This window comes from Enterobacter sp. PL_is514 (assembly GCF_055816715.1).
The window spans coordinates 323976-350801 of record NZ_JBVPGN010000033.1 but is presented as its reverse complement, the minus strand read 5'-3'; the positions used below and the strand labels follow the sequence as shown (position 1 = coordinate 350801).

The following is a 26826-nucleotide window of genomic DNA, read 5'->3' as shown; positions in this document are numbered from 1 at the left end:
TCAAAAAGTCTATTTTAGTGTCCCCGGTAGGGCATGTCATGGCAAAATGAGGCTCTCCATTACAAGACAACTCCTTCATGCGAACCCGTCCTCCACGCTTTGCTAGATGTCTAACTTGCAATTGTCAGACTGATTGTCAAAGAGCTAGGTTCGTCAGCCCTACTCCGCAAACTGAGACATCTAGCTATCATAAACAAACCGCGGGAGAATCCTTTCAGACCTTGTTTCTAAGATCTGAAGGGGTAGAATGACATGGCGAACAAGGAATCCAAGGATACCGAAGAGATCATGAGCGGTGTGGTTGATTTGTCGCACTCAAATCAATATATGCCACCCTCCTTGAATAATTGTGGGCCAGCTAAGAGAGATCAGCTAACCCAGTGAATATTGAATACCTTTTTATCTCATTCCGAGCGCACGTAACCAGATATCTACCTGACCAAACGCATCCTGTTGCCACTGTTCTGGCGTTCGCTCCCCAAGCAAGTTTGTCTCTTCAATAAATTTTCTGACAGAAGTTGGTCCATAACCGTCAACATTATTGAATTTTTGTTCTATATATCCATAACCAGCGGCCCCGCTGCTTTCGTCCAGTATCGGGAGGCAGGCCTTGGCTAGCGCCTCTGGTCCATCCTCATAATTACGCACACAGTAATAAATATCATACGAATCTTTTTGCTTATGCCTGCCATTGAGTGCATACCCTTTCATGGCCAGCAACGCCGGTATTGAACAAACGGCAATCTCTACTGTGTTATTTCCACCTTCAGGCATGTCACCTGTGATAGCTACCATTTCGTAGAATTTTAGGGCAAGCTCAGCCCCATCTGCACGCTGCACCGCGAAATTACTAATGATGGGTGGGGCATTTTTTACGAGCTCAGCATCTTTGGGCCTAAGAAAATCGATAATGACATCAATTGCTGGGCCACCATCAGAAGCGGGAATAGTACGCACCAATTGAAATGCGCGAGTTACACCTTCCCGTTGTTCATACCCGCAGCCCTGCAAGCTTTCAACAAGAGTAGCGTATTCACCATCACCTAATGCAGCTGAATCCAAATCTAAATCAACATCCAACGTTCCTACGTGGGGCATGTCATCATTATTCAGAAGTAACCACGGAACTGCGCCTCCAATAACAGTAAACTTTCCTCTAAAACTCCCGAGAATCTGCCCTATCTCAACTAGAACAGATTTAACTGCGGCGGTTGTCCGGTCTTCGTAATCAGCAGCTGACTGCGGTTCTCTTGTCGTCATATTTACCAAGTCATCCATTCATTGCGGAGGTGTTCAGCAGCTTCCTGCCCTCTTTCCCCTTGGATTGAAAGGTCCAGGTAAGTCTGCACAACACCAGTGGTTAAAATTCCAGGTGCCGGTTCCATGGTATCAAGAAATATTCCCTGATCATTGGGAACAGTAATAGTAACATTGGCTCCTTTTGAAGTTGTGCTCAGTTTGAGGCCAGATATTAGTTTCTCTATACCTTTCTCATCAGCATAGAAAAAATTCATCCCGGTACGTCCATAGGGAGATATCCACTGAGCAGCAGAAAATGAGGCCAGAATTGCCACTCCTTGAACTTCATCACAACACAGTATTTTGCGCAATTGAGACTCTAGACCATTTCCATGCAGAGGTGTATAGAACATTCTCTTTGTACCCGAGATTTGTCGGTAGTTATCCCGCCACTCGTTCAACAGTGCACCTGGATTCTCTAGGGTAAGTCCCTCATCGTTACTGACAGCCCACTCCCTATCCAACAAATTTTTGCGCACATTACTCGCGTGACCAATACTAACTTTCCCTTCTTCAGAGAGCTCGGTAACCTTCCAAGAGCGCAAGGGATCATTGAGCATCATGCGCAGTACTTGAGCTGATTTAGGGCTAAATATAGAACGTAATCCTCGCTTCTCAGGAGCGGGCTTACCGGGCACGCGGTGATCAATGTAAACCCCCCCAAACTTGAGTAGGGCATTACCTTCCATATCCAGGAATGAAATATTATTTTCACTACAGAGCTCACGAGAATCTTGGCCAAGGTACGGGGCGAGAAGTACGGGTGTCATAACACTTTCTCTACCATACATGTAAGCAAGAAGGCTTTTTATTGCAGAACGTACATATCTAGGTTGTCCATTATCCTTTATCTCACAGGCAAGAATGTAACTCTCCTTACTTGTACGCACTTGAATAAGGTAGTCGATACCGGCATCCATACTGCCCCCTCCGCCAACGATTGAAACCTGTTCAAGAATAGGGATTTTATTCAGTATTAACAGTAGGTTATCGATAAATAAGTCGCTGGGACTTTCACTCTTTTTCATTATAGATGCCTCTTTCACCACGCGTTGAAATCATGATTTATACTGAAATCAGTATCTATTGATTACTGATCTCAACCCAATTCAGGGTTGTATTCATTGAATATGGCACTTTCAACATTCGTTGAAACTAGCATTTATAGTGAAAATTGGCAATTTAGTGGTTAGATTGGCATAAATGAAGGATAGAAAAGGGAACCTCTGACTCATCAACTAGCAGGCAGCATTGAGAAACCATTAATCTCAATACGATAGGTACATCTTCTGTTCATGAGATGATGAAAACGACCTAACGAATAGGAGCAGGCACTCATTCTAATATACTTTCAAATACCGGATTGGACTGACTCGTGCTGGGATTGGCTCTGATGCCTTTGTGTTGACCTGTCGTCTGATTCTGGTATTTCCCGGGCATAACCGGGCCCAGCGTTTGTGACCTGATAGGAGCTTTGTACTGCATCCCGAGTGTCCTGTCCTGCAATGGGGATGGTTGTGCTACCAATATCTGGGGGCAAACCATGCAAAACGACCACAAATCTTCTGAAAGCGTGATCCTGGGGGTTGATACACACCTTGATATTCATGTCGGTGCTGTTATCAGTCAGGCAGGTAAACTGCTTGGCACTCACATTATTCAAACAAATCAAACTGGTTATCTGGAACTACTTGATTGGGCTCGTTCTTTTGGGTGTCTCGAACGAGCTGGCATTGAAGGAACCGGAACGTATGGTGCCGCATTAACACGTTATCTCATTAAGAATGGCATTTATGTGGTTGAAGTTAATCGGCCAGATCGCTCAAAACGTCGCCTTGAAGGGAAGTCAGATCCCCTGGATGCAGAAAATGCAGCCCGGTCAGTTCTTTCAGGGAGCAGCAAGGCCATACCCAAAATGCAGTCCGGCGCGTGTGAAGCTCTCCGGATTATCAGTGTTGCCCGACGCAGTGCAGTAAAAGCCCGCACGCAGGCGATTAATCAGCTTCGTGCGCTGCTGGTTAGTGCCCCGCAGGATGTCCGCGACAAACTCTGGAAATCGAAACCACACGAATGCGTTACCGCCTGCATTAACAGCGAGGTATCAGAGTATTCTCCATTGCGGATAGCCCTGTGCAACACTCTTCGAAGCCTTGCGAAACGATGGATGGCCCTGACTGAAGAGCTGAATGAACTGGACGAATCACTGGATAAACTGACCCGTAAATATGCCAGTCATCTTCGTAGCCAGTTTGGGGTAGGACCACAGACGGCCGTTGCAGGTGATAACCCCGAACGTTTAAAAAATGAAGCGGCTCTGGCATCGCTCTGTGGCGTAAATCCGTTGCCAGCATCATCGGGAAAAACTGTCAGGCACAGATTAAACCGCGGCGGCTCACGCGAAGCTAATAACGCCCTGTGGACAATAGCCCTTGTGCGTATGCGTAGTGATCCGCGCACAAGAATCTATGTCGACAGAAGAACTGGTGAAGGGCTGTCGACCAAAGAGATCCTGAGATGCCTGAAGCGCTACATCGTCCGTGAACTCTATCCATTGATTTTATCAGATCTCGCCTATGCCAATCGCCCGCTCTTGACATAGGAGCGTCAATGCGGTGGCTGAATCGTTCTTCAGTTCGCTGAAAAAAGAACGGATCAGAAAACGCATATATAAAACCAGGGATTTGGCCCGGGCGGATATCTTCGATTACATTGAAGTGTTATACAACCGGGCCCGGCGTCAGTCCGGAGGCCTTTGAACAGGCCTCGTCGTGAGGACAGAATTTGTCTACGGGCGTGGGGTCAGTCCAGTCCGCTGTAAGCGAGAAGCAGAAATTCATAATGTTTTACAGCCAGATGGCGGTTTCTCTAACTTCGCCTTTATCAATAAAGTGGGAGCAGGTCAGATGCATAAGGTTCTATGTCTGCTGGCTGCGATAATACAGTTCGGCAATCCAAGGTGAATGTTTACCCTTTTCATAAACCATGTGCAGCTCTTTTCGGGGACGAGTAACGCCTACATAAAAGAGGCGACGGGCCTCGCGAAGGGCATTATCTGAAGTTAGATCTCGCTTACTCGGGAAGTCATATTTATTTACCCCAAACATTATGGCTACATCAAATTCTCGGCCTTTTGCACTATGAAGAGTGCTAAGGGTGATGCGTCCAGTTCCTTCTACTTTCCCAGCGAATATATCCAGAGCCACATCCAGTCCCCTGAGGGGATCGGTTCGTTTCAGTAACTCAGAGATGACATCCCATTCCTGCTGAGTGTTCTGTGAGATAGCCATCCAGCCGGTGATGAGCTCATCATTTAAACGTCTCAGCCACTCGTGAGCACTTTCCGCTTTATCAATTCCGTTTCGTAAAAAAGTGATGAGCTGTACGGTCAGTAATTGTTCTTCAGCACGGCTTGCGCGGCGGCCATAAACAAGAAAGAGCGCCTGACCCAGTAAGAGGTTAAATAGTGGAGAGGCTTCTTTCCATCCCCCAGTTACCCACTGACTGCAGGCTTCGATGAAACGGGCAAGACGAGAATTGCGCTTAATGAGAGCATTACTGTCAGCACGTATTATGGCAATATTTCTGGCCTTGAACTCATCCGCAACTTTATCGCCAAGCCAGGCTGCCCGGTAAAGAACCCCGATGCGTTCAGGGTGAAACCCTCTTTCAAACAACGAAGGAATTAGATCATGAGCGATAAAATGCGCCTGTGCGTCATAATCGCCATTAATCCCATGGAATCCTAACTCCCCCTCTGGATTACCATCGGGGCCAACATAATCGCGGTCTTCTCCCAGCGCCCCTAGTGATGCCCTGATAATTTTCGCGCCAGATCGATAGTTGAAGCGAAGACGGAACGGTCTTACATCTGCTCGTGAAACAAGACTATCCAGTAGCCCTGGATTTGCACCATTAAATCCGTAAATGGACTGATCTGCATCACCGACCGCAAATAATCGTATTCCACCGTTAAAGCACAGCAGCAGAACCAGCTCATGAAGAGCGTGCCCAAGATCCTGATATTCATCTACAAACAAAACAGGATAGCGCGATCGGATAGCATTACGTACCCATTCATGCTCGCTAATAATACGAAAAGCGATGAGTGGCATATCATCAAAGTCAATCAGTCCTAAGCGCCGAAGTTCTGCCTCATAACCTTCAATAAAATCTGCCAGCTCCGGATTGTTATTCCGCCAAGCCGGTAGGAGTCGGTTCACATCCCGGCGTCGTTTCTCTTCTGCAAATTTCCACCGTGCATGAGGATCTCCGACGGATCCGAATCTAGCTTGGTAAGCCACTTCAACAGCCGCGCGACTCTCATCTCTGGTCGCCACACGAAAATCATCCGGCAGCAAACCCGGTATACATCGTGAGTAGGGGATTAAAACCTGATTTAATGCAAAGCTATGCACGGTGCCAATAAAGTTCCGCTCATCGCCACTGACGTTAAAGCATGCCAGACGTCCTTCAAGTTCAGAAACGCATTCATTGTTGTAGGTAATACAGGCCACGCCTCGGGGGTCAGCGACCTCTTCAATCAGGGCACGTGCCATGGCAGTCGTAAGTGTTTTGGTTTTCCCGCTGCCTGGCCCAGCAATAACTACGCAGTGGCCGGGGTATGTGGCCGCAGCGTACTGCTCTCTGTTCGGCAATAGCTCATTCAGAGCCTCTGAAAGTGCGCGGCGGTCAGACATTCGACACCACATATTGAATAGCTGAAGCAATATACTCCGGCGGCGCAAGCCCAGGTGCTTTTTGCTTCAGCTTGGCAGCCAACCGTCCTTTACCTATGTCAGATATCATCGCGAGAAGTTGCGTCGGGTCTGGAGCTATACCGGCACGCCATGAAGCAATCCTTGATGAACGTAACACACCAAATCCCTGTTCATCGAGGATATCAAGCAGCGCTTCTTTGAGGCCTGTGGTATTGGCTACAGCGACTTCAAATGTCTGATCGTTTAAAAAAATGCCAATCCTTTCAAATACAGGCTTACAGACTTCATAAGAACTGTTATTGAACCAATTAATATTTTCTGGGGTTAGTTTTCCCAGTTTTTCCGATACATCACTATATGCTTGCCAGATACCAATTGAACGGGTTTTACCCATCGGTTGTTTCGTACCATCCAGTGGGTCCCAGTCGGTTACGACGGAAAAAGGTAGTCCGAGGCTGGCTGCCAGCTTCACGTATGGTTCAAAATTAACTCCCGCTACGTTACATACCGTGATCCCTAGCTGGTCGAGATTGATCCCCATGGCCTGTGCTAAACCTGGAAGTAAAACCTCCTCAGCATCGCCTTCAACAAATATTACCCCGTTAGCAAAAAGCAGCTCCGATCTGGTTGCTGTTAAATATCGTTCAATGTCGTCGAGTTCTTCACTGGTTACTGGCAGATCGGCTAGAGAAAAAGCTCGAGATCGCCCTTCAGGATCCCTGCAAATGCGAACAACAGAACGAAGAGGAGCAATGGTTGCCAGCGTGGGAGAATGGCTCGTTACAATCAAAGACTGATCTTTGTCGGCATTATTGAAGAGTTTATCAAAAACAGCGCGCTGAAGCTGTGGGTGAAGGTGTGCTTCGGGTTCTTCAATACAAAGCAGGGAGAAATTACGTTCATTCTTTTCACGTCGCCATGCAAACTCTGCTAGCTTGAGTGATATCAGAGCCACGTTCGCAGAACCTAGGCTCGCTTCAATAATGCCTCTCTTTCCATCATCAATGAACATAGAGATAGAACGCATCAATCTGAGCGGGTCAGCAGGCGCAAAACGGAGGCGGACATCTAAATCGTGAGCAGTTCCAGCCAGGTCAAGAATGCCACCACGAAGAGAATCTTCGAGATCCTTAATTGATGGGAACTTCTCCATGGTTTCCGTTGCTGCCTGAAGCTCAGTTGCTACGCGATCCAAATCGGCTCGGCTCAGTGAAGAGAATGCATTTTCCAATAAGGGGCGTAGCGGAGAGTTTCGCCAAGAAGCAAGTTGTGCTTCTGCATCGCGTAACGCGTCCAGCATATCAATGGAGATCCGCCGCCTGACGCGTCCAGGAATGGCTCGCGATTCCTGACCTCCGCCAAAAACAATAAACTCACAGTCCTCACCCGAACGTGGAGCCCCATCGACTTCTTCCTTTTTACGAAAAATGTAGCTCAACCTTGCTACGGTAGGATCCTCTGCGATGCGAAAATCGGTCAACAGAGCTGAGAGGGAAGGGTCACTGTCGAAATCGGCGAATTCAAGGTGCACCTCAATTTGAGGGTTTGATTCAAGGTCGCAGCCATCCCAGAAATCTGACAGCTTAAGCTGCCTGGCTGAATCAGGCAGAGTGGGATCAATAACCAGTCGAATTGCGAAAAGCAGATTACTTTTACCGACACGATTTTCCCCCAATAACACAACATTACCTGCTAGGGGAATATCAGCCGCCTCAAAATTTCTAAAGTTGCGGATTCCGAGTTTTGATAAATACATAAAACTCCCTCTAAATGCATTACATAGGCTTTGGAAAGACGTTCTTCTGGCAAAAAGCTCATAAAATTTAATAGCGAAGGTTCTGAGCGATTTTACTTTATTCTTTTCTTATCATCGGCCGTTAATTGCAAGAGTTCAACACTTGGATTTAAGACTTACTGTAGTGAGGGCAGCTCACTACGTCTGCTTCTGGTACAAAGCAGTCGGCACAGCCTTTTACGCATCAGTTGCATAAATCCAGTCAGCACATTGAGGACATCTCTTCTCCCCATGCCAGCTGACATGACACCAGCAACATCTCCATTGCCGTATAGCCGTGTTAGCCGGTGGAAGGCGCTTTTGTGGCAGCGGTATGATTAGTGATGAGGTTTGCTCCTGCACTGTCTGGTGCTTGTTGAATCGACATTTTTTAAGTCGAGCGACATTGTTGATATGCCCCGGCAGATGCACAAACGTCTTTGTCGTTGTCAGAGGGTCAAATTGAACACCGATCTGCAGTTTGCAGTAAATGCAATGTAATGAAGCAAAATCAACCTGTTGAACATATTCTGGTGTAACCCATTCACCCTTTGCGGTAACGGCATGAGTGGCTAAAACGAAGTAATTCATCATGAACTCCAGAGAAAATGAAAAAGCCAGCATGGTTAGCTGGCTTTGTGTGTGATTGAGAGATGTGGCTGGCGGTAACACCCTGACCAGCCCCTGTTCGATCAAGACTGGCTACAGCCAAATGACCGTTCCTCACTGCTGTATACTTTCGTACGTTCCTTTGCCAGGTAGCTAAGGCGGTACATTAAACTGTTATACGACTCAGAGTAGGCTGGAGGATTATTGATATTCAGGTGATAACAGGGTTTATCAGGGAAGTGAATCAGCGTTAAATATTCAGTAGCTAAAGGTAGCTTTAAGGCGCTCAACCATGCAGCCTGAATCATAGAGGCCACGTTATAATCATTCCCCGTATAATCTCCGAGACCGAGAAAGGCATCCTTATTGAGGAATAACACCACATGCCAGTGTGGTTTATCACTTTTATCTTTATCAATTTCTTTAACCCAGGCGTAGCGTAAATGGCACGGATAGATTCTCATGCCATTTTTACTTTTGTTCTTCAGGAATATCTGTATACGGGCATCAAGTGCTTCAATAAAACGGGACATGAGTCCTTTATTCATATCGACAATACAAGAAATACTATCACCGGTGTCTTTATAATCGGGCACATGAAGGTCAATACGAATGACTGTTGTTCTTGGATGTTCACGCACAGCGTTATGAATGACATTCGATAATCGATGTAAGTAATGAGTATTGAAAGGTGCATGACTCATATTGAGTGGGTAGATATTATTCATTGTTTCTTTTCTCAGAATGAAGAGCATCATTGCTGATGCCATAATGTTTTAAAGGATGTGAGTAATATCACTTCAGATTGTTAGAGTGTAGATGCCATGTTTAACTGATAAACGTATCTGACATATATCACTGATGTGATATTAATGAAGTTTATGTGGTAGTTATAATTGCTTATTTGAGTGTAATACTTGGTGTTGATGGGTATATTACGCATGTATAGCAGATATGTACTGACGAGTATATATTACCATACCAACGCAACTGATGTATTAAATGACCGCTGAATTCCAAGAGATATTCACATTCTATATTTAGAATTCACTCCGAAGTTAGCTGGTTTTTCATAAGGAAAGGACTCACTTGTTTTTCTCATTAAAGATTACAACAGAACCAGAACGCGATAATTTAATCCTCTCCTCGAACCACTCTTTTACTTCACTTTCAATCCAGCGGGAGCTACGACCAAACTTCACCGGCTTTGGAAACTTACCTTCATGCGCCAGCTTATAAAACCATTTATCAGATAACCCTGTCAGTTCAGTAATGAACTGCATGCTAACGAATTTATCTTCGTGAATATTAATAGTGCTCATGACATGTCTCCGTAATGTATCAGGAGGACACCGGTCGGCATCCTTTCATGTCATTGGTCGCGTATGTACGATTTTACATTCCCAGTGATCTGGGAAGCATTTGAAAGCTGCAACCTTTTACTGCAGATGCTCAGAAGTCACCCTGTCGTCACACTATGATAAACTGGAAGCAGAAAGTCATGCTGAAATAACACCCATAAATATGGTAAAACCCCTTATGCTACGAGGCTTACAGGGCAATTGTGTACTACATTTTTTACTACATAAAAAACTACGTTTTTTGCTATGAAGATAACTAGTTTTTGCTCTTCTTTTTTGACTATTTTTATACCTGACCTTATGATGATTGAAATTTAATCGAAGCGTATTACAGGACGTAACTAGTGGAGAATTCACTGCACAGTGCAATAATAAATAACAGGAGAGCCCTTAGATTATTCTTGTGGTATCTATCTGATCAGGATTTGGCCATATTGACCAATGAACTGGCATCAACTAAAAATATTTACAATGCAGATGACATATTTGGCGGTAATATTGAAATCGCTGAAGGTGCAATTAATCAGGCTGTACGACTGATAAAAGATAATGAGGTTAAGAGAAACTTCACAATAGATTTTAATGAGTTTAAATCACTCCAGATACCCGCATCTGAATTTTCCTGGATAAAAAAATCACCTGATGCTTGCTACTTCACATGGCTGTTTATCAAAAGCCAGATACACGATTCATTCAAAGTGCTTGAGTTGGACGTTTTTATAGTTGGTAGAATAAGGAACCAACGCTATCCCAATATACATGATTACCTTTACAATAAACTGGGACTGGATGCTTACCCTGTCGATAATAAAGAGCGTCTTTCAGTTATAGAGGATTTTTTTGACCGTGCACCTGCGACCCTCAAAGCCAGGCTCGATCTGATGCGCCGGATTCGTAACAAGTGGGAGGAAATTTATCCTTCAAGTATAAATTTCCCTCTTTCACCAAAAAACAAGAAAAAATGCGACTGGGCATGGAAATACATTCAGAAAGACAGAAGTCGAATGAATACCCGGAGAAAAGACCGTGAGGGGCATTATACTGGAGAAACCAATCCTGCACCTTTTACTAACAGCAGTATGCTGTCCATGCTGAGGCCGTCAGGCTCCTTTGAAAAATACATGGCTGTTAAGTTTTATTTTTTGTTCATTTATTTGTTTTTAAAAGATGAACTATTTATGCAACGTTTTAAAAAGGCATGGCAGGTACATCAGTACAGAGCAACTTCTGATACAAGAGAAAGAAAAGCATCTTTGCGTACCCGGATAAAGAATAAAACATCAGCACCCAATCCCGTTTCTGAACCATTGACAGTCACAACACTTACCGAACTTGCTACTATCAGTAACATGTCCTTCATATCGGAAATACAGTCCTATAGCCAATATGCTCCGGTCAATGAAATAACGGAAAAGGAAGAAAAGGACTGTCAGATTCATAATACAACGGTGCTGCGCGCCCCTCCTACTGATAATTCCAGCGATGGCCAAGTTACGCATATTTCCATTGGGGAAGCTCTGAAACGTATGGGGAAATTACCTCGCAGTGATGAACACTCTGCACCGACGCCAGATAAAAATCCGGGCTCAACCTCAAAAAGAATCTGGACGAGGTTGCAAAAAGCGATGATGGAAGGTGATAAGGACGAACACTGAGCATCCCCGCGTTCTGACGCATCCCATTTTTTTTCAGACCTGTATTACCACGGTGAGATCATTCCGGACAGTTTCTGGAATGTCTCACCGCATTGATCTGCAACACCGATCGATACTTCAAACAATGATAGTTAATTTCTATTGATAATTAATTATTGATCGCCATTTCCATAGATGATAACGATCAATTCCTGGTAACTGATCTGTAATAACGATTATCCCGCCCCAGACAAAATGCATACGATCGAATGGCCTTTTGTTGTACAAAAGGCCATTTTTCGTTTGTAAAACAATAGTAAGGAATCTCTATGTTGAAGATCACGTCTGTACTTCTTTTCGGTGCAACATTGTTTAGCTGCGTTGTGCACGCCATGGGTCAGGAGCAGCAATGGGGCAACTGGTTTGGCACTGTCAATGCGATGGAGTTTGAACTTAACGCCGACAATAGCGCCGGAGAACGTATGACGCTCACCTGCCGGGACAGCCATTTGATAGTGAGCTACAGCGGGTCTGATAAGGAACCAATGGATATACCAGATAATGGGCAAGAAGCCATGGGAATCAATATCAACGCTGTTCATTACCCGCCAGATGAGGCGGCTTTTATAGCGCTCAAAAACACAGACAGCCATGGGCAAATTGAAATCACCCGGATGAATAAACCCGTATCTCACCCGTTCAATACCGCAGGGCTCAGGGACGCTCTAGAGGATCTCAACTGGGAAGACTGCATCAGCCATTAACCATCCCATCCGGTAGCTCATGCTCCCACATCATTAATCATTAGTGAGGATATTTTTATGGCGACGTTCATTTCACGCCTAGTCTTACTCTGCACCCTTTCGCTCCCGGCATTCAGCTCTGCCATCACCATTCAGGGCAACATTCATCCTGAGCGCTATACCTTCTTTCTGACAGAAAAAGGCGGTGAAATGCTGCGGGACATGAACAACGAGGCCGTGAACGTAAAACATAGCGGAAAGGCCAGTGCTTCGGTTGATGCACAAAATAAGGCTGCGGCTGCAAACATATCGTCCCTGCTGTACCCGGGTGCACCGCTGGAGCAAAACTTTATCCGCTACGACGGTAAGCCAGTGAAAGCTCTGACCTGCCTTATTACCACCCGCACCATGCCGGGCCAGAATAAAGACTATGCATGGGAGGAAACCTACTGCCTAGATGAAACTGGTGCAGCCTACATTGGCACTAAAGGCTGGCCGTCTCGTACTATTTTCAGTAAGAGCTGTGCAGTGGGCGCTGCTGACTGCCCTGTTTACCTGAGCATGAACAACGACCCGCCAACCATGCGGAACGACTCTGTTCAATATGTTCCTTACAGCCGCGAGCGCGTAAGTGGGCAGACAGGACGTAACCCTGAGCCAAAACTAACGACGACTGAAACCGTCGCTGAGCAGGACGGTTATGTAGTGAGTTTTGTTAAAGCCAGCAACTGTGCAGACAATAAACTGATTGTGAAAAATAAAAACTCAGGGAAAACTGCTGCAATTGCAGGATTAAATGGTTGCACTTTTGATCCGAAGAATAATGCAGTAATTATCTTCCCTCTAAATGAATACGTCGGCGTTTACAGTGGCCCCACAAACGCTTCTGAGGAAATAGCCTCCGTCGATCTCCCCTAATTACTCACCCGGTCCGGTATACGCTACCTGCGATACCGGACGTATTATGGACAGTCCTATGAAATACCCGAAATTCCCTAACGATATAGATACACAATCACTGGATCTGACCTGGCCCGTTGTTTTTAGCGTTACAGGGCTCACTCTGCTAAGAAGTAAGTCGGTCGTATGCCAAACATTGGGAGCCAGCCTGATGACCCTTAGCCTGATAAGGCTCATAAAAAAACTCGCCACTCTTGCCTGAAAAAGCCCCTATCAGGCAACACGGTTTGTGTGCCAGCTCCTAGACCACACGTACTATCGCCTTCCTACGTTCACCTGAAAGCTAATTCTCGACAAAAGCTAAAGCGCTCCTTTATCAAAGGGCTGGCTACAATAGCAGAGGACAGAATTAATGATGATGCCTTTGTTTTATCGGTGTGCAGCAAAGCGTATGAACGCTTGCCTCTGCTCATAAGGCGAGTCGTGAAGTACGAATGGTGTCTTCGATACTTCCAGTACAGTAAGCCCTTTATTCTGCGGCGATTACAACATTACCAGATCGACAAGCTAACTCCGCCGACATTACCTGACAGTGAACTGTCGCCACAGCAAGACCAGCCACCAGCTTCTCCCTGAATATTTTATCTTCCATCCGAAGCCACTCCACTGGAGTGGCTTTTTTATGCCCATTTTTAAAGGAATTAACTATGACACGTTTAGTCAGCCGTTTTGGTGCGGTCAACTTTGTACGTCGTGACCGCCCATTAACCCGCGACGAACTGGCCCATTATGTGCCAAGCGTCTTCAGCGAAGAAAAGCATGAATCCCGCAGTGACCGATACACTTACATCCCGACCATTACTTTGCTTGCTAACCTGCAACGCGAAGGCTTCCAGCCATTCTTCGCGTGCCAGACCAGAGTCCGCGACCAGAGCAAACGAGAACATACGAAACACATGCTGCGCCTGCGTCGTGCCGGGCAACTGACCGGACAACAGGTACCGGAAATCATTCTGCTTAACAGCCATGACGGCTCATCGAGCTACCAGATGCTGCCGGGGCTGTTTCGTGGCGTCTGTACAAACGGACTGGTCTGCGGCCAGTCATTTGGGGAAGTGCGGGTGCCGCATAAAGGTAATGTCGTTGAGAAGGTGATTGAAGGCGCTTACGAAGTGCTCGGTGTGTTTGACCGGGTGGAGGAGAAGCGTGATGCCATGCAGTCACTTTTGTTACCACCACCTGCTCAGCAGGCGATGGCGAAAGCAGCATTAACCTATCGCTTTGGTGAAGAGCATCAACCGGTGACGGAATTGCAGATACTTACGCCGCGCCGCTGGCAGGACGAGAGTAATGACCTGTGGACCACTTACCAGCGTATTCAGGAAAACCTTATTAAAGGTGGTCTTTCTGGACGCACGACCAGCGGCAAGCGTGCTCATACCCGTGCGGTAAACGGTATCGACGGCGATGTGAAGCTCAATCGTGCTCTGTGGGTGATGGCCGAGAATATGTTGCATCTCGCTTCATGAAACTTTTTATCATTCTTCAGGCCCTGCTAGTAAACCAGCGGGGCCTTTTGTTTTAAGGAACCATTATGTCTGTGTCCAACTTATCTACGGTATTTCCGGCCAACGAGCAACGTGTTATTCGACGGGCATTACGAATTGTTGAGAAATATCAGCGTAAGCCCGGTGAGGCATTTACCTCTACAAGTTTCACCAAAACCTGGCTTCAGCTATATATGGCTCATCAGGAGCGTGAAGTGTTTATTGTGATGTATCTCGATAATCAACACTGCCTGCTGGGACGAGAAACACTGTTTACCGGCACGCTCAGCCATACTGAGGTGCATCCCCGCGAAGTGGTGAAATCGGCCCTGAAGCATAATGCCGCTGCGGTCATTCTGGCGCACAACCACCCGTCTGGTACGACAGAAATCAGTCAGCAGGATAAACACATCACTCAGCGGGTGATGAAAGCGCTGGCACTGGTTGAGGTGCGTGTGCTGGATCATCTTGTTGTGGGTAGCGAAGTAGTTTCTTTTGCAGAGTGTGGCTTATTATGAAATCAACACTCCATGAATGGGGGCTCCAACCCGATATTTCACCACGATTTGGCGCCAGGCTGGTTCAGGAAGGCAACAGGTTGCATTATCTGGCCGACAGAGCCGCTTTTGCCGGAAGTTTCACACCCGAGCAGTTACAAAAACTCGAACAGGTTTTCCCTCTACTACTAGAACACCTGGAAAATATGCTGTGTTCCGGCGAGCTCAATCCTCGTTGGCAACATCAGGTGAAGGTTCACCTTGCCGGATTAACATGTGTCGCTGATACCCGTGCCAGTTGCGGCTACGTTTACATTTCAATTTATCCAGCTCAGTAACACCTCTCTCCTCTTCTTTTACCAGGACTTCACTCATGCAAATTTCAACTGTACCGGCTACGGTGCCGGTTTCGCCACGCCTGTCGCCCGTCCAGGTATGGCAGCAATTGCTATCGTATCTGCTGGAACACCATTACGGTCTCACGCTTAACGACACCCCCTTTCATTACGATGCAGCAATCCTGGAGCATATCGAGGCGGGAATAACGCTGGCTGATGCGGTAAATTTCCTGGTGGATCGCTATGAACTGGTACGCATCGACCGCAAAGGATTTAGCTGGCAGGAACAGACACCGTTTCTTACCGCTACTGATATTCTCAGGGCAAAACGTGCTACCGGATTAATGAATAATTAAATTCCTCGAGCCTCTTTCCAGATTTTTACCTCTGCACTTTCCACTCATTTTATTCATTGCATAATGCGCCTGCCATTCCCGGCAGGCGTGTTTGCTTTTATGGAAGATTAACGATGCAAACAGAACCCGATGTGTTGACGGAACATAACGAACTCATCCTTTCGACCAGTATTGAGCGTATTGTTACTGGTCGCGATTCAGCACTTATGAAGATTCAACAGATTATCGACCAGCTGGATGCCATTTCACGGTTAACCTCAGAAGTCGGTGGGGGTACCGCACAAGACTGGGCGATGAAATCTGGACACCGCTACGATAGTTGGCTGACAGAAAAGGTTGATAAAGCGATGCCGGCTATCACGCGTAATATCGACCGCAGTATCTGGCGCGATTTGATGTTGAAATCCGGCATGATGGCATTGATGGATGCACAGGCTCGCGACCAGTGGCATAAGAACCTGGAGGAGGGGGATCTTCCTGCTATCAGCGAGGCAAATATCCTCAGCACCTTTGAACAGTTGCATCTGCACAAAATGGATGTTTTTGAACGCGGCATTATCAACGTTTTCAAAGGGCTCTCATGGGATTACAAAACCAATAGCCCCTGCAGCTTTGGTAAGAAGATCATCATTAATAATCTGGTGACGTATAACAGATGGGGATTTAGTCTGAACTGGGGCTGGCGACGGGATCAGTTGGCTGACCTGGAGCGGATGCTGTTTTTACTCGATGGCAAACCAGTACCTGACAACCGTGGTGATATCTCTGTCAGATTGATGGAACATATTCGGGATAACCCGGCTAAGGATGCTTACGAGGATGAGTTCTTCAGTATTCGTTACTTTCAAAAGGGAACCGCGCATCTGACGTTCAAGCGTTTGGAGTTGATAGAAAGGATGAATGACATTATTGCCAAATACTACCCAGGGATGTTAGCTAAGCCCAGGTGAAGTGGCGAGTTTCAGCTGCTTCCTGTTGGTAAAAACAGCTTAAAAATGGGACTATATACGTTCACATAACTCATTGATTTTCAATGATTGCTAACTAAAGTTGATTGAGTATACAAGTGAGTAGACAAATCAATATTAACTTATTAAATATTCATTTAATTCAGATTGTTAGGTTTGATTTGCGAGTCCGGCCTTCGGCACCATAAGATGCAAATCAAAGTCGCTTAAGGGCGGCTTTTTTTGTGTCTGGAATCCAGTATATGTAAGCTTTTCCTGGATTTTTTACTCAACCAAAACCAACCTGATTCAATCTACATCTATTTCATGATGCGAGTGTAACAGTGGGTAAATTTCTATTGTATCCACCCAAAAACCTTGTATGAATACTCATCATGGTTTTGGGTGATGTGTGGGTTTGTTCTGCAAAGCCAGATGCAAATGCCTAAAAACATACCGACGGCGAAGGCTTGTTATTACTGGTTTATGCAGACGGTCCCAAAGACGATAAAGCTTTAAGTTTTCACAAGAGGCTGGCACGCCAGCAATCAAAAATTGTCTAAGCTTTATAAAATTTGTGTAATGAAACACCTTGAGAATACTGACTTTGTCGCTATTAATAAACAGCGCTGAAGCTGCAGGATCAACTTGTTCCTATCAAAAAGGTTGACTCATTCAGGCGACTCGAAATCGGGGCTTACAGCAACGCTCAATAGAAATTATGCCTTTTTCTTTCTAGTACCGCTTTAATGACAAAAACCCTGGCAAGTTAGCGCCGGTACGGTTGCTACTGTGAAAAACATCATCGAGCTGCATCTGAAATCAATCATATTTCCGAATTGCTTTACTATAATGCTCAGTTTTATAGGAAATCGTTAACTTGATTAGCTGTGGAACTCATTTTATTTCATTTGCTCGAACGATCTGCATTTTTTCCGTTAGTTTTATATGGGTTTCGAAACAGCCTCGTGGACTATTCATCGAGGGTGTTAACTGTTAGAGGGAGGGGGAAACATAGAAATCGTGGCTCGCATATAAAGATACCTTCTCTTATTCTCTTGTAGCGACAAGCTCTCGCATTTAGGGACAGAATAAAAATCATAAGTAGGCATTATGTGCTGATTTTTTATGGGAGACATAACCCACACGAGTCGATGATTCAAAATACAGTGTGCTCGAGATGGGCTATGACAGGAAATGAAAGTCTACGAGCATAGATTCAAGAAAATGTGAAGTATCGCGCATTGATTGATTCTGGATTTGGTTGAAAGATGCGGTGGGGCCGCAGATGATCCATCAGAAACCAGAAATGTAGTATTATCAAGCAGTCTTTGATCGATGAGGCAGAAAATTTTGAAGAGAGAAAGCTAAAATAACAAAGGTGAGCAGCATAATTGACATAATTGGATGTTAAGACAACTAAAATATAAATTCATTTATCTTCTAAGGTAAGGGTTAATAAATTTATCGTTATTTCAATAAAGTCAAAGTGCGTTAAAATATTTTACAAAGGTGCACTTTGACTTTATTTTATTAAAATGTAATATTTAGCTAAAAACATTGTGTGAACAAAGTCTTTCGTATAATGTCTGTTTTTTGTTACGGGTTTGCATAGAAGCGAAATATATATCATCCCAGATCTTGTCGTTTTCGAGGACAATACTTCTCCAGCGAGGATCTTGAAATACAGATGCTAATTCTGTCTTTATTTGGCTAAATATTAAATTTAGCGTTTGTATCAAGTCTAATGGTAATGTTGGGATTCGTGGCAGATCAATACTACTAATCAATTCATATTGATGTTTGGATTTTTGTTGTTCATTGATATTACCGCCATATTGAAGATGAAATACGGGCCGATCTCCATTAATTTGCTTTGCATCAATATCAAAATGGAAACGTCGAATGATATATGTTTTCCCGTTATCCATTTTACATAAATCATAACCATATTCTGAGGATAAATCACAAATTGGCTCAGCAATTAAACATACAGAAAGTGCTTGGAAAAAATCACCATTACTGTTGAATCTGACTTCTCCGCCAATAGATAAATATGCGGAAGGAATATGCTTACAGTTAATCAAATCAAATGCAGTTAATTCAAATGGGCCGAAAGAGATATCAAAATTTTTAACATTTGAACTTGATGCTAATTGTTTTGTACTAGCTCTTATTTGTGATATTATTTTTAGATCAATTGATGAATATAATCGAGGTGTGTTTGTTATAAATTCTAAACATTTTCTTAAGTTATCACGATAACGTATATAAAAGGGAGAGTTGTTACTCATGCTTGTATGATCGTCTTATTATACATCAAGATATAGTTGAGGCTCAAATCCGACAATATCGTCGCTAAACTCACCTGCAGTACAGCATGCCCAATGACAAGGATAATCTTGTTCGCTATCCTTATCCTTAGCAACGGTTTCAGGGAAATATTCGTTACACACTGGACAGACAGACCAATGTTTTTTTGGAACTGACATTTTTAAAGGAAAAATTTTGCAGGGTTCAGAATTACCCTCCCCCTCCAATAGATTAATTGCTTCATTATAACACTGCTGCGCCCACCATTTTTCGGGAAAACTATTATGAAATAGGCCAGTATATTTTTTTTCTATAAATAGATTTTTTAAAGGGGTTTGATTAACAAAACCTGTATCAAAGAATTCCTTCGATACTCCTAAAAGTGTTGCTAACTCTAAAGAATTAATAAGAGGGCCTCGTTTTATTAAAAAGGTTGTATTGAGCCATTTAGTAAATTTTATGAAAATAGATTCACTATCAGTAATATTTTGAGGTTTTTTTAATGCAAGTTCATTCCAAAATTCTGTGGGGCAAGCTATTTTAAAATTATCTATCTCTTCTTCGGGAATGTTTAATGAGGTTACGATTAATTGCGCGTTTTGGTAGGTCTCAATTTGTTTTTTTAAAGTACGATATGATTCACAATCGCTTGCTAGAATGTCTTTACCTTTTTGCCTCGTTAAAAAGCCGTGAGATAATTTCTTGTCATAATGTTCACTAACTGACATTCCATCATCTATCAATTGACTTATCAAGTAACAAGGTACATCAGCGAATCTTTCTTTACAATAACTGGTCATTGAATATCCAGTTCCATTGTACCTTTCGCTTTCAATATTACTCCCTGCACCTAATTTGTAATCAATAATGATAAGGTCGGGAGACATTTTTATTTGATCCTCCCCGCTTTGTTTAATAAAATCAACAGGATGGAATGAAATGATATTAAATCTATTATCCTTATTTAATTGGTTCACTAATTCGACACGGACGTTAGCTCGCGTTTCATCCGAAGAGTTCAATTCATCATCAATAAAAAAAATTTGAAACTTCTTGGTCATGGATAATTCCTTATGGCAACTGTACTTTAACTGTTGTAGCCCAATTATTCTCAGGTTCTATAAAGTTTATCTTACCTTTACTTTGAGATACCATGCTTTTCACAATATTCAAACCTAGTCCTGTACCTTTACCTAATACTGCTAAATCATCAACATTTGTTGTGCTTTCTAATTGACGATATATCTCACCTGTAGGGTCAGTAACTAAAGGTTTAAAAACATCTTCCCATAACGATTTATCAAGACCAACACCATTATCCGAAACTGATATGATAAGACCTGAGTTGCGTTCTGCTGTGATTTCTATAGTTCTTTTGCCACTATTTTTACTGGCTAAGACAGCTTTTATCGCATTAGATAAAAGATTAACTAAAATAGAATAAAATGATGCTTCTGGCATTAATTCCGTCTTAATGAATTGGCTTTCAACTTTTTTAATTACTTGGATGCCATATGCTTTAGTTATAAAAGAAAAACCATCACATACGGAGTTGATAGCATCTAATACTCTAATTTGTTTTTGTTCGATCTTATGTGTAGAGGAAAATATACCGATTAATTTTTCAAGAGAAACAAAATCCTCTCTCGTTTGTCTCATTGAATCTGCTATTTCTTTTAACCAAGCAAAATCTACATTAATTATCTTATTATTTTCAATCCATTGCTCAATACTGCCTGCATTAGTATCCAATTTCGATACTAATCCTCTAAATTCATGAGCAAAAACAAAAAACAATGGGCCTGAGGAGGCGATAGAGCGAAGTAAGGCTAATTCTTTTTCATTTACACTAAACTCTGTTGACAAGAGTTTAGTTGCTTTTTCGAGCGTTTCATCTTGTGGTAAATTTGCTTGCTTGTCAGATTTTCGATCATGATTAACAGCATTACGTATTATTTTAAATGCTTCTGAAACTCTAGCTTCACGATTTATATTTTTTTCTAATGGCTGAATATCTGCAAGGATTTTATCAAAATCATTTCTTATTTTTTCAGCTTCTTCATCTGCGTAAAGTAATTTAAAGGACGAGAATTGTATGGTCATCCATTCAATTGCCGCTCTGAGGGCTTCTTTAAGATCCTCGAATGCTTGGTTTTCGACAAAACCTTCTCTATTTAACTTTGTTAGAAATTTCGTGCTATGGTTAGCATCTATTTTTACACTGCCAATTAACATTTTATTAGGGAAAAGGTCTAGCATAGTTCGTTTAGGATCTAAGCCATAACTTTCAGCTATGTAGCTTAATTCATCGCTATCAATTTTAGCTTTACGTCTACCAACATCTTTATCAAGGCTTAACCAGTCATCTCCTGCTTGTCCATAGGGATATACTCGAAAGCCTTCACTATAAATTTTAATTCCAGCATGAACTTCTCTGATAGGTCTAATTACTTTAAGAGGAACTATATCGGGTCTCCTTAAATAACTAGTTCTATCTGGAAAATAAGAAATATCAAAAGTTATTTTGGCTAGATTAGGGTAGTTTTTTGTTAGTTGATAAGTTCTTTTTCCTAGTATTTTTGCGTCTAACATCAACTCAATTTCACCGTTATCAGTTACTGTAGCATTAAGCCGGCCCCATGATCCATTAAGAATTTCATCGTTTAAATGTAGGTTTTCTCCAGTCCCGAATTCATTAGATATAACTTTTATTTCGAAACCTGGATCCTCTTCAAAACCTTCTCTTTTTATTGGGGTTGTTAAAGATAACGATGCTAATTCTTTTAATAGTCCTTTGTAAGAAAATTGGCTCCATTTCTCCTTGAGATCCAATAAAGTTATTTTAGTGCCAGTTTGTAACTTTTGATCTGTTACTAGATAATGAGAAGCTTTGAAAGATACATTAATCAGATCACTTTCGGCTTTAAAATCCCTCCACTTTACTGTTATGGATGTTATTTCAAAAATGTTAGGGGCGATTAATTTTGTAGTTTCAACATTGATGGTATCGGATAATTTTTGACAAGCGAATCGTCCAATGCCTTTGCTTCCTGTTTTGTTCCTAGCATATTTTTCTGTTACAGGATGTCTTTCTTTATTGGATGTAGATATTCTCATCCAGTTATTTTTGAAATCATCCCATGACATTCCTTCGCCTTCATCTCGTATTATAATTTTACTTTTAGACGTTATGTCCTTGACGTTTTCAAGTATAATTTCTACAAATGCTGAGTCAGCATCATAACTGTTTTTGATAAGTTCTGAGAGTGCAAGATAGTTTTTAGTAACTAATTTTTCACCCAATTCAGATAAGAGGCGTCCATCTATAGAAAAGCTAAGGTCTTCTTCAATTTTATTCATGATAGTTAAGCCCGATAAATTTTATTTTTATTTAATCCTGAATATCTTTCTTCCCTCAGCTGTTCAACCGCTACAGAGAATAAATTCATAGTGTGATTAGGGATTTCTAATGTCTTACTTATCAATTCGTCAATGATTTTTTGAGCATCATCGAATAAGTTCTGTGAAATTAATTTTTCAATAACAGCTGCATTTTCTGTAAAAACCACTTCTAATTCTGGTGTAATCAATATTTGTATTTTTTTTGCGGCACTAGGTTCAAGTTTTAGAACACCTGAACCATAAGCTCGACCTTCCATCTCTGCTGATAATTGTGAGAATGAAGATAACATTGATATGGCTATTGCTTTGCGTTTGCGTAGAGTTATCCCGTTATTGAAAAAAACTCTGTGTATAGAGTTTGTACAGGTTATCTTTGCTAAATTTATTACTAACCGAGGCATTCTATGAATCATATATGTAAGGAAAGCATCTGGATAACGTCGGTCGTCAGGATAATACCATTCAGCTCTTTTATGAAAAGTCTTGTTATTCCGCCTGTCTTTTTTACTTACTCTAGAAAGGTATTTTCGAATGTTTGTATTTCTTAATATTATATTTTCAGGGCAAACTAGATATGCTTTTTGATTCTCATTTTGAGCTTTCTTATGTCTTGCTTCTGTATGTATTAATCCCTGTAACATAGAAAATCGACCAACTACAGGTTTTAAATCTTCATCTTTAATACCGTTTTTTTGAACAGTATTTTTATCAATAATAAATGTTTTATTATCACCGGTGACCATACCTATAACAACTTTAGATATGCTGCCTAAAGGTACGGAAGCATCTGTTGCTTTAATTCTGTTGAATGCTAAACTGGCATCTTCCGAAATTACTGTGGATTTATAGTTAGTGCTTATAATTGAGCTAAGAGTTAAATCTCGGCAAAGCTCTTCTAACTCTTTTAGACCATATATAGAAGTAAATCCTATAGCGGTGGGGGGCTTTCTTTCTTTAACAAATCCATCCGCGAATAGTATTACCGAGATCTCATCGGCTTCTTCTTCTTGAAAAAAACGCTCATTAAGCTTAACTACTTTAACTAAAGAAAAATGTTGGCTAAAAATATTCAATACCGCATTAGCATAGTCTGCATGTAACAGGCTGCTTGGAAGAACCCAAGCTGAGCGTCCACCTTTTTTGATAAAGGATAAACTATGTAAAAGAAAAAAAGCCCATAAACTAGCATTTCTTCCTATGGTGTCATCCGCGAAATTAGTGTTTTTTAAAAGTTCAAAACAATTCTTTTTCTGTTCTTCAGTCATATTGTGCATTGAAACATATGGTGGATTACCAAGCACAATATCAAATTTTATCGCTCTAAAATCATCTGGAGAGACTTTCAAAAAATCCTTGTAAAGGAAGTGATCATTAATCCCTTCATAACTCTTTATTTTTTTTGAAAGAAAATCAAATGCTGCAGGATCGATGTCAGCGCCGAAAAGCTGCAGCTCCGCTCCTTTACAGCCCAGCGCTAATAATCTTTCTATGCTTGCTTCTAAAAATCCGCAACCACCGAAACTGGGTTCCAATATTTTATCATTTGATGTCCTCAGAGCCCATTCGCAAAGCACCTTACTCAAATTAAGGGGGGTATAATACGCACCAAGCGCTTTTTTGTGAGTTCTGGAATGTTTATTCATGATTACGCTTATGTTTTTGAAACTAACTATTGAACTTGGGTTGCATATACAGTGAGGAAGCTCTAAAACTTCAATTGATTATTTTTGATGTAATAAGTGCTTAGTTAGTAAATGAATTATCTCACCAGATATGGATTTATTCCTAAATAATGACTTTGTATATAATATGCTGTTGTTCATTTTCCCAAAATAGAGTTTTCCAGTTTCTTTTGAAAAACTCTCTTCTTTTAAATGAACATTAATAAGACCATTGGATACGATGTTGTCTTTGTCTCTTGCCCATAGCGGCTTTATTATTCCCTTATCAATGTCATCGATAACGAAATACATCCTCATTGATGTGAAAACTAACCAGCATTGCTGGATTTCGCTTTTAAATACTAATAGCGTGTCAACTTTTCTTTGTAATTCTTCATTTTGAAAACGTTCGAAATTTTTGATTGAATTAACTATTTTTGATTCTGAACTAAACTCGTCACGTCCTAGAAGAAATCCTAATCTCATTTAATTAACCTCTGGAATGTCTATTTTTTCTTTAGAAAGTTCTTGATTAGATGAAGATAATAGTCTAGGGATAACAGTTGGCCATATTGCGCCGACAAAGATACATGATATTCTTTTTATCTCAAAAATTCCAACGCCAGCACCAATTAATGCACCAATACCAGCTCCTGCACCCCACATTAGAATAACTAAAATTGCATTAAATCCATTATAAGAAAGTTTAAGGAAGCTCGTTTTGTTGGTCGTTTTTGAAGTTAAAAAATCTAAAAATACAATTAAAAAACCATATAACGACGCAGCAAGGGAAAAAATTATAATTGAAAAATCCCCTTGGATCGATTCACTCTTTCCAAATGCAAAAAGTAATACCGATTCGATTAAGCCCATTAAATTATGTATCCTTTTGCATGTGTAGTTGAATTTAGAAAATATAATAAATTGAGATGGATGTTATAATTTTACGCAAGAGATACTTAAAAGATAATAATATCATCTATCAAGGACTGGCTATGTTTTAAGTTCCCATGCTACCGCCCATCTCCGTTACCGAGGAGCATAAGGCATAAGGCTAAGCGAGATAAGTTGCACAACAAAGGCATCATACCCGTTATAGAAGACTTTGTGTCAGAAACCATTAAATAATGGCTCTATCCTATTGAAATGTCCACATATTGATTATAAGAATGGGGGAAGCCTCCAGGCTCAAGCAACCAGTAACTTGTTACAATATATTCTCTCCTATCTACATAAATTATTGATATATAATGATTTTTGTTCTCTGGGATTTGCAGTCTACAGTGTCATGAATTTCTAGACCTCTGAATCAAAAGACTACATATCCATTTTTTCGCATTTGTAATCAAATACCTAAACATCCCAGAGGTTCTTATGGAGCGAGAACGACTATTTAAAGATGCTTCGTTTATGCAGCCTGGTTCACATTTTTCCTCTTTTAACATCTTTATGACTAAAACATCCTGGAGCTACTAGGTTCTTTATAAAGTGAGAGCCAGCAAGCTTATGTTGTGCTAGAGGCTACAGTCTGGACTGGCCGAGAAATCGCCTATAACATAGTCAGTTAGACTACATATGGAGATGTAAGCATGAGCACCAGAAGAGAGATAAAGGATGGGGCACTCTTTGATGTTCTCGACAGAGGGAGCGTCTACACCGAGGCGTTAGGCTGGCTTGATATGGGGCATGCCCGTGGCAATGACGTAGCAACGCTCAAACGTCAATTCGTTGAGGGAGAGCGTAGCGGTAAGCCATCTTATTCCGTCATGTATCGGCAAGATATGGGCGTCTTAAAATTCAAATCACGGCTCGGCGTCGGGAAGTTCTCTCATTGGGAAATTAAGCGTGGCCGGAGTACCGAAGACATTAACAGAATCATGCTGGCGATGATGATGAACACCGCATCCAGATTCGAAGGTCTGCAAAGTCTGCGATCATTCTCGTGGTATACGGACAGCGGCTTTAGCGGTGAGGATTTGGTGTCTGACCTGTTCGGGTTCTATCGCGCAATTATTCCTGGCCGGTACGGCTACCGTCTCAAGCCCGTGAGTTATGAATCAGCCGTTCGCCGCTGGGATTACTACGGCGCTATCGGTTCTCATAAAAACCATGGCTTTCGCCCGATTCTCTTTCCTGATCCTGAGGATCAGTGTGTGCGGCACCAGCCGTATACGGTCAATCTTCCGCATTTTATGACATGGCTTCGGCCGTGGGACGATTTCGCATCCGGAGTGGTGAAGGTCATTACAAATGATGGAACATCGCTCTCGTTCATGGGAGCTAAGCTATGACAATCCTTTTAAAAATCCTGAAGTGGTGCGCACTTGCGGTTGTTACCGTCTTTATCCTTGGATGGCTGTTTGTCTGGCTCGTGGCATCGGGTTCTGATGAAACGACGGTTTACACCCAAAATGACTTTTTCCACTACCACACGCTGACTGACAAGGATATTGAAAACGCCCCGCGTGTAACGGACGACTACTATTTCGAGGCGCATCCCGGCGATGGCTATGCCCCTTCAAATAGCATCTTTTTTAAAGGGGCTACTGGGGCTGCACCGTTGCGCGCGTATCTCGAAATGCTGGGATACACCAAGGAAAAGCGCCGCTTGGGGGAAAAGGAGATCTGGTCTAAACCCGATCAGGTCAAAGGGGACATTTTCTATCTGTACTTTAACGCCGCCACGGGTGAGGTTGAGCTGACCAAAGTGATGAATTACTGAACTCA

The 26826-nt window shown here is 42.4% G+C and carries 24 protein-coding genes and 1 pseudogene; 12 read left to right on the top strand and 13 right to left on the bottom strand.

Annotated elements, in window-relative coordinates:
* Positions 1–399: 399 nt before the first annotated feature.
* Positions 400–1098 (bottom strand): nucleotidyl transferase AbiEii/AbiGii toxin family protein, encoded by a 699-nt coding sequence (locus AC0TNG_RS14710; protein WP_162781829.1) that lies wholly within the window; start codon positions 1096–1098, stop codon positions 400–402.
* 164 nt (positions 1099–1262) lie between these two features.
* Positions 1263–2327 carry a type IV toxin-antitoxin system AbiEi family antitoxin gene (locus AC0TNG_RS14705; protein WP_023305354.1) on the bottom strand — a complete coding sequence of 355 codons (1065 nt, stop codon included), beginning with the start codon at positions 2325–2327 and terminating at the stop codon, positions 1263–1265.
* 515 nt (positions 2328–2842) lie between these two features.
* Here AC0TNG_RS14705 and AC0TNG_RS14700 point away from each other — a divergent pair.
* Both AC0TNG_RS14700 and AC0TNG_RS14695 read left to right on the top strand, forming a co-directional pair.
* The gene (locus AC0TNG_RS14700; RefSeq protein WP_023305355.1) at positions 2843–3898 is read left to right on the top strand and encodes an IS110 family RNA-guided transposase; all 1056 of its coding nucleotides are present in this window, start codon (positions 2843–2845) and stop codon (positions 3896–3898) included.
* A gap of 7 nt (positions 3899–3905) precedes the next feature.
* Positions 3906–4055 (top strand): annotated as a pseudogene (locus AC0TNG_RS14695) (IS3 family transposase); the annotation flags it as partial.
* Positions 4056–4214: 159 nt separating this feature from the next.
* Here AC0TNG_RS14695 and AC0TNG_RS14690 read toward each other — a convergent pair.
* The 5 genes from AC0TNG_RS14690 to AC0TNG_RS14670 all read right to left on the bottom strand — a co-directional run bounded on the left by AC0TNG_RS14690 (position 4215) and on the right by AC0TNG_RS14670 (position 9722).
* Positions 4215–5996 (bottom strand): ATP-dependent helicase, encoded by a 1782-nt coding sequence (locus tag AC0TNG_RS14690; protein ID WP_023305356.1) that lies wholly within the window; start codon positions 5994–5996, stop codon positions 4215–4217.
* Positions 5989–7773: an ATP-dependent nuclease gene (locus AC0TNG_RS14685; RefSeq protein WP_126507017.1), complete on the bottom strand. Its 1785-nt coding sequence runs from the start codon at positions 7771–7773 to the stop codon at positions 5989–5991. Before AC0TNG_RS14685 ends, AC0TNG_RS14690 begins: the two co-directional genes overlap by 8 nt.
* Before the next feature lie 216 nt (positions 7774–7989).
* A complete protein-coding gene (locus AC0TNG_RS14680; protein ID WP_080346851.1) occupies positions 7990–8382 on the bottom strand; it encodes a putative zinc ribbon protein in 393 nt (130 codons plus the stop codon).
* Positions 8383–8483: 101 nt separating this feature from the next.
* Positions 8484–9128 (bottom strand): inovirus Gp2 family protein, encoded by a 645-nt coding sequence (locus AC0TNG_RS14675; protein ID WP_023305359.1) that lies wholly within the window; start codon positions 9126–9128, stop codon positions 8484–8486.
* Positions 9129–9485: 357 nt separating this feature from the next.
* Positions 9486–9722, bottom strand: coding sequence for a helix-turn-helix transcriptional regulator (locus tag AC0TNG_RS14670; RefSeq protein ID WP_473712589.1), 237 nt, complete (start codon positions 9720–9722; stop codon positions 9486–9488).
* 473 nt (positions 9723–10195) lie between these two features.
* On the opposite strand from AC0TNG_RS14670, the gene AC0TNG_RS14665 reads away from it, so the two are divergent.
* The 8 genes from AC0TNG_RS14665 to AC0TNG_RS14630 all read left to right on the top strand — a co-directional run bounded on the left by AC0TNG_RS14665 (position 10196) and on the right by AC0TNG_RS14630 (position 16726).
* Entirely contained in the window at positions 10196–11416 is a 1221-nt protein-coding gene (locus AC0TNG_RS14665) for a hypothetical protein (protein ID WP_473712590.1), read from the top strand.
* A 308-nt stretch (positions 11417–11724) separates the two neighbouring features.
* Positions 11725–12159, top strand: a complete 435-nt coding sequence (locus AC0TNG_RS14660; RefSeq protein WP_023305362.1) for a hypothetical protein — start codon at positions 11725–11727, stop codon at positions 12157–12159.
* Between the two features lie 57 nt (positions 12160–12216).
* On the top strand, positions 12217–13056 hold the full coding sequence (locus AC0TNG_RS14655) for a hypothetical protein (protein WP_473712591.1): 840 nt from the start codon (positions 12217–12219) through the stop codon (positions 13054–13056).
* Positions 13057–13745: 689 nt separating this feature from the next.
* Positions 13746–14567 (top strand): DUF932 domain-containing protein, encoded by an 822-nt coding sequence (locus AC0TNG_RS14650; protein ID WP_023305365.1) that lies wholly within the window; start codon positions 13746–13748, stop codon positions 14565–14567.
* A 65-nt stretch (positions 14568–14632) separates the two neighbouring features.
* Entirely contained in the window at positions 14633–15103 is a 471-nt protein-coding gene (gene radC / locus AC0TNG_RS14645) for a RadC family protein (RefSeq protein ID WP_063411607.1), read from the top strand.
* Complete coding sequence (locus tag AC0TNG_RS14640) at positions 15100–15420, top strand: type IV toxin-antitoxin system YeeU family antitoxin (protein ID WP_063411606.1); 321 nt, start codon at positions 15100–15102, stop codon at positions 15418–15420. Before radC ends, AC0TNG_RS14640 begins: the two co-directional genes overlap by 4 nt.
* Before the next feature lie 35 nt (positions 15421–15455).
* Positions 15456–15776: a TA system toxin CbtA family protein gene (locus AC0TNG_RS14635; RefSeq protein ID WP_023305367.1), complete on the top strand. Its 321-nt coding sequence runs from the start codon at positions 15456–15458 to the stop codon at positions 15774–15776.
* 113 nt (positions 15777–15889) lie between these two features.
* Entirely contained in the window at positions 15890–16726 is an 837-nt protein-coding gene (locus tag AC0TNG_RS14630) for a DUF4942 domain-containing protein (protein WP_023305368.1), read from the top strand.
* Positions 16727–18270: 1544 nt separating this feature from the next.
* On the opposite strand, the gene AC0TNG_RS14625 is transcribed toward AC0TNG_RS14630, so the two are convergent.
* The 6 genes from AC0TNG_RS14625 to AC0TNG_RS14600 form a co-directional block, all read right to left on the bottom strand.
* A complete protein-coding gene (locus AC0TNG_RS14625; protein WP_417927920.1) occupies positions 18271–19017 on the bottom strand; it encodes a hypothetical protein in 747 nt (248 codons plus the stop codon).
* 18 nt (positions 19018–19035) lie between these two features.
* The gene (locus AC0TNG_RS14620) at positions 19036–20097 is read right to left on the bottom strand and encodes a hypothetical protein (RefSeq protein ID WP_417927919.1); all 1062 of its coding nucleotides are present in this window, start codon (positions 20095–20097) and stop codon (positions 19036–19038) included.
* Between the two features lie 10 nt (positions 20098–20107).
* Complete coding sequence (locus AC0TNG_RS14615; RefSeq protein WP_417927918.1) at positions 20108–22396, bottom strand: ATP-binding protein; 2289 nt, start codon at positions 22394–22396, stop codon at positions 20108–20110.
* A 5-nt stretch (positions 22397–22401) separates the two neighbouring features.
* Positions 22402–24081 (bottom strand): N-6 DNA methylase, encoded by a 1680-nt coding sequence (locus tag AC0TNG_RS14610; protein ID WP_473712592.1) that lies wholly within the window; start codon positions 24079–24081, stop codon positions 22402–22404.
* Between the two features lie 78 nt (positions 24082–24159).
* Positions 24160–24585 carry a hypothetical protein gene (locus AC0TNG_RS14605; protein WP_473712593.1) on the bottom strand — a complete coding sequence of 142 codons (426 nt, stop codon included), beginning with the start codon at positions 24583–24585 and terminating at the stop codon, positions 24160–24162.
* Entirely contained in the window at positions 24586–24972 is a 387-nt protein-coding gene (locus tag AC0TNG_RS14600) for a hypothetical protein (protein ID WP_417927915.1), read from the bottom strand.
* A gap of 716 nt (positions 24973–25688) precedes the next feature.
* Between AC0TNG_RS14600 and AC0TNG_RS14595 the strand changes: the two genes are divergently transcribed.
* Entirely contained in the window at positions 25689–26390 is a 702-nt protein-coding gene (locus tag AC0TNG_RS14595) for a hypothetical protein (RefSeq protein WP_417927914.1), read from the top strand.
* A complete protein-coding gene (locus AC0TNG_RS14590) occupies positions 26387–26821 on the top strand; it encodes a hypothetical protein (RefSeq protein WP_417927913.1) in 435 nt (144 codons plus the stop codon). The genes AC0TNG_RS14595 and AC0TNG_RS14590 overlap by 4 nt, the downstream gene beginning before the upstream one ends.
* Positions 26822–26826 lie beyond the last annotated feature (5 nt).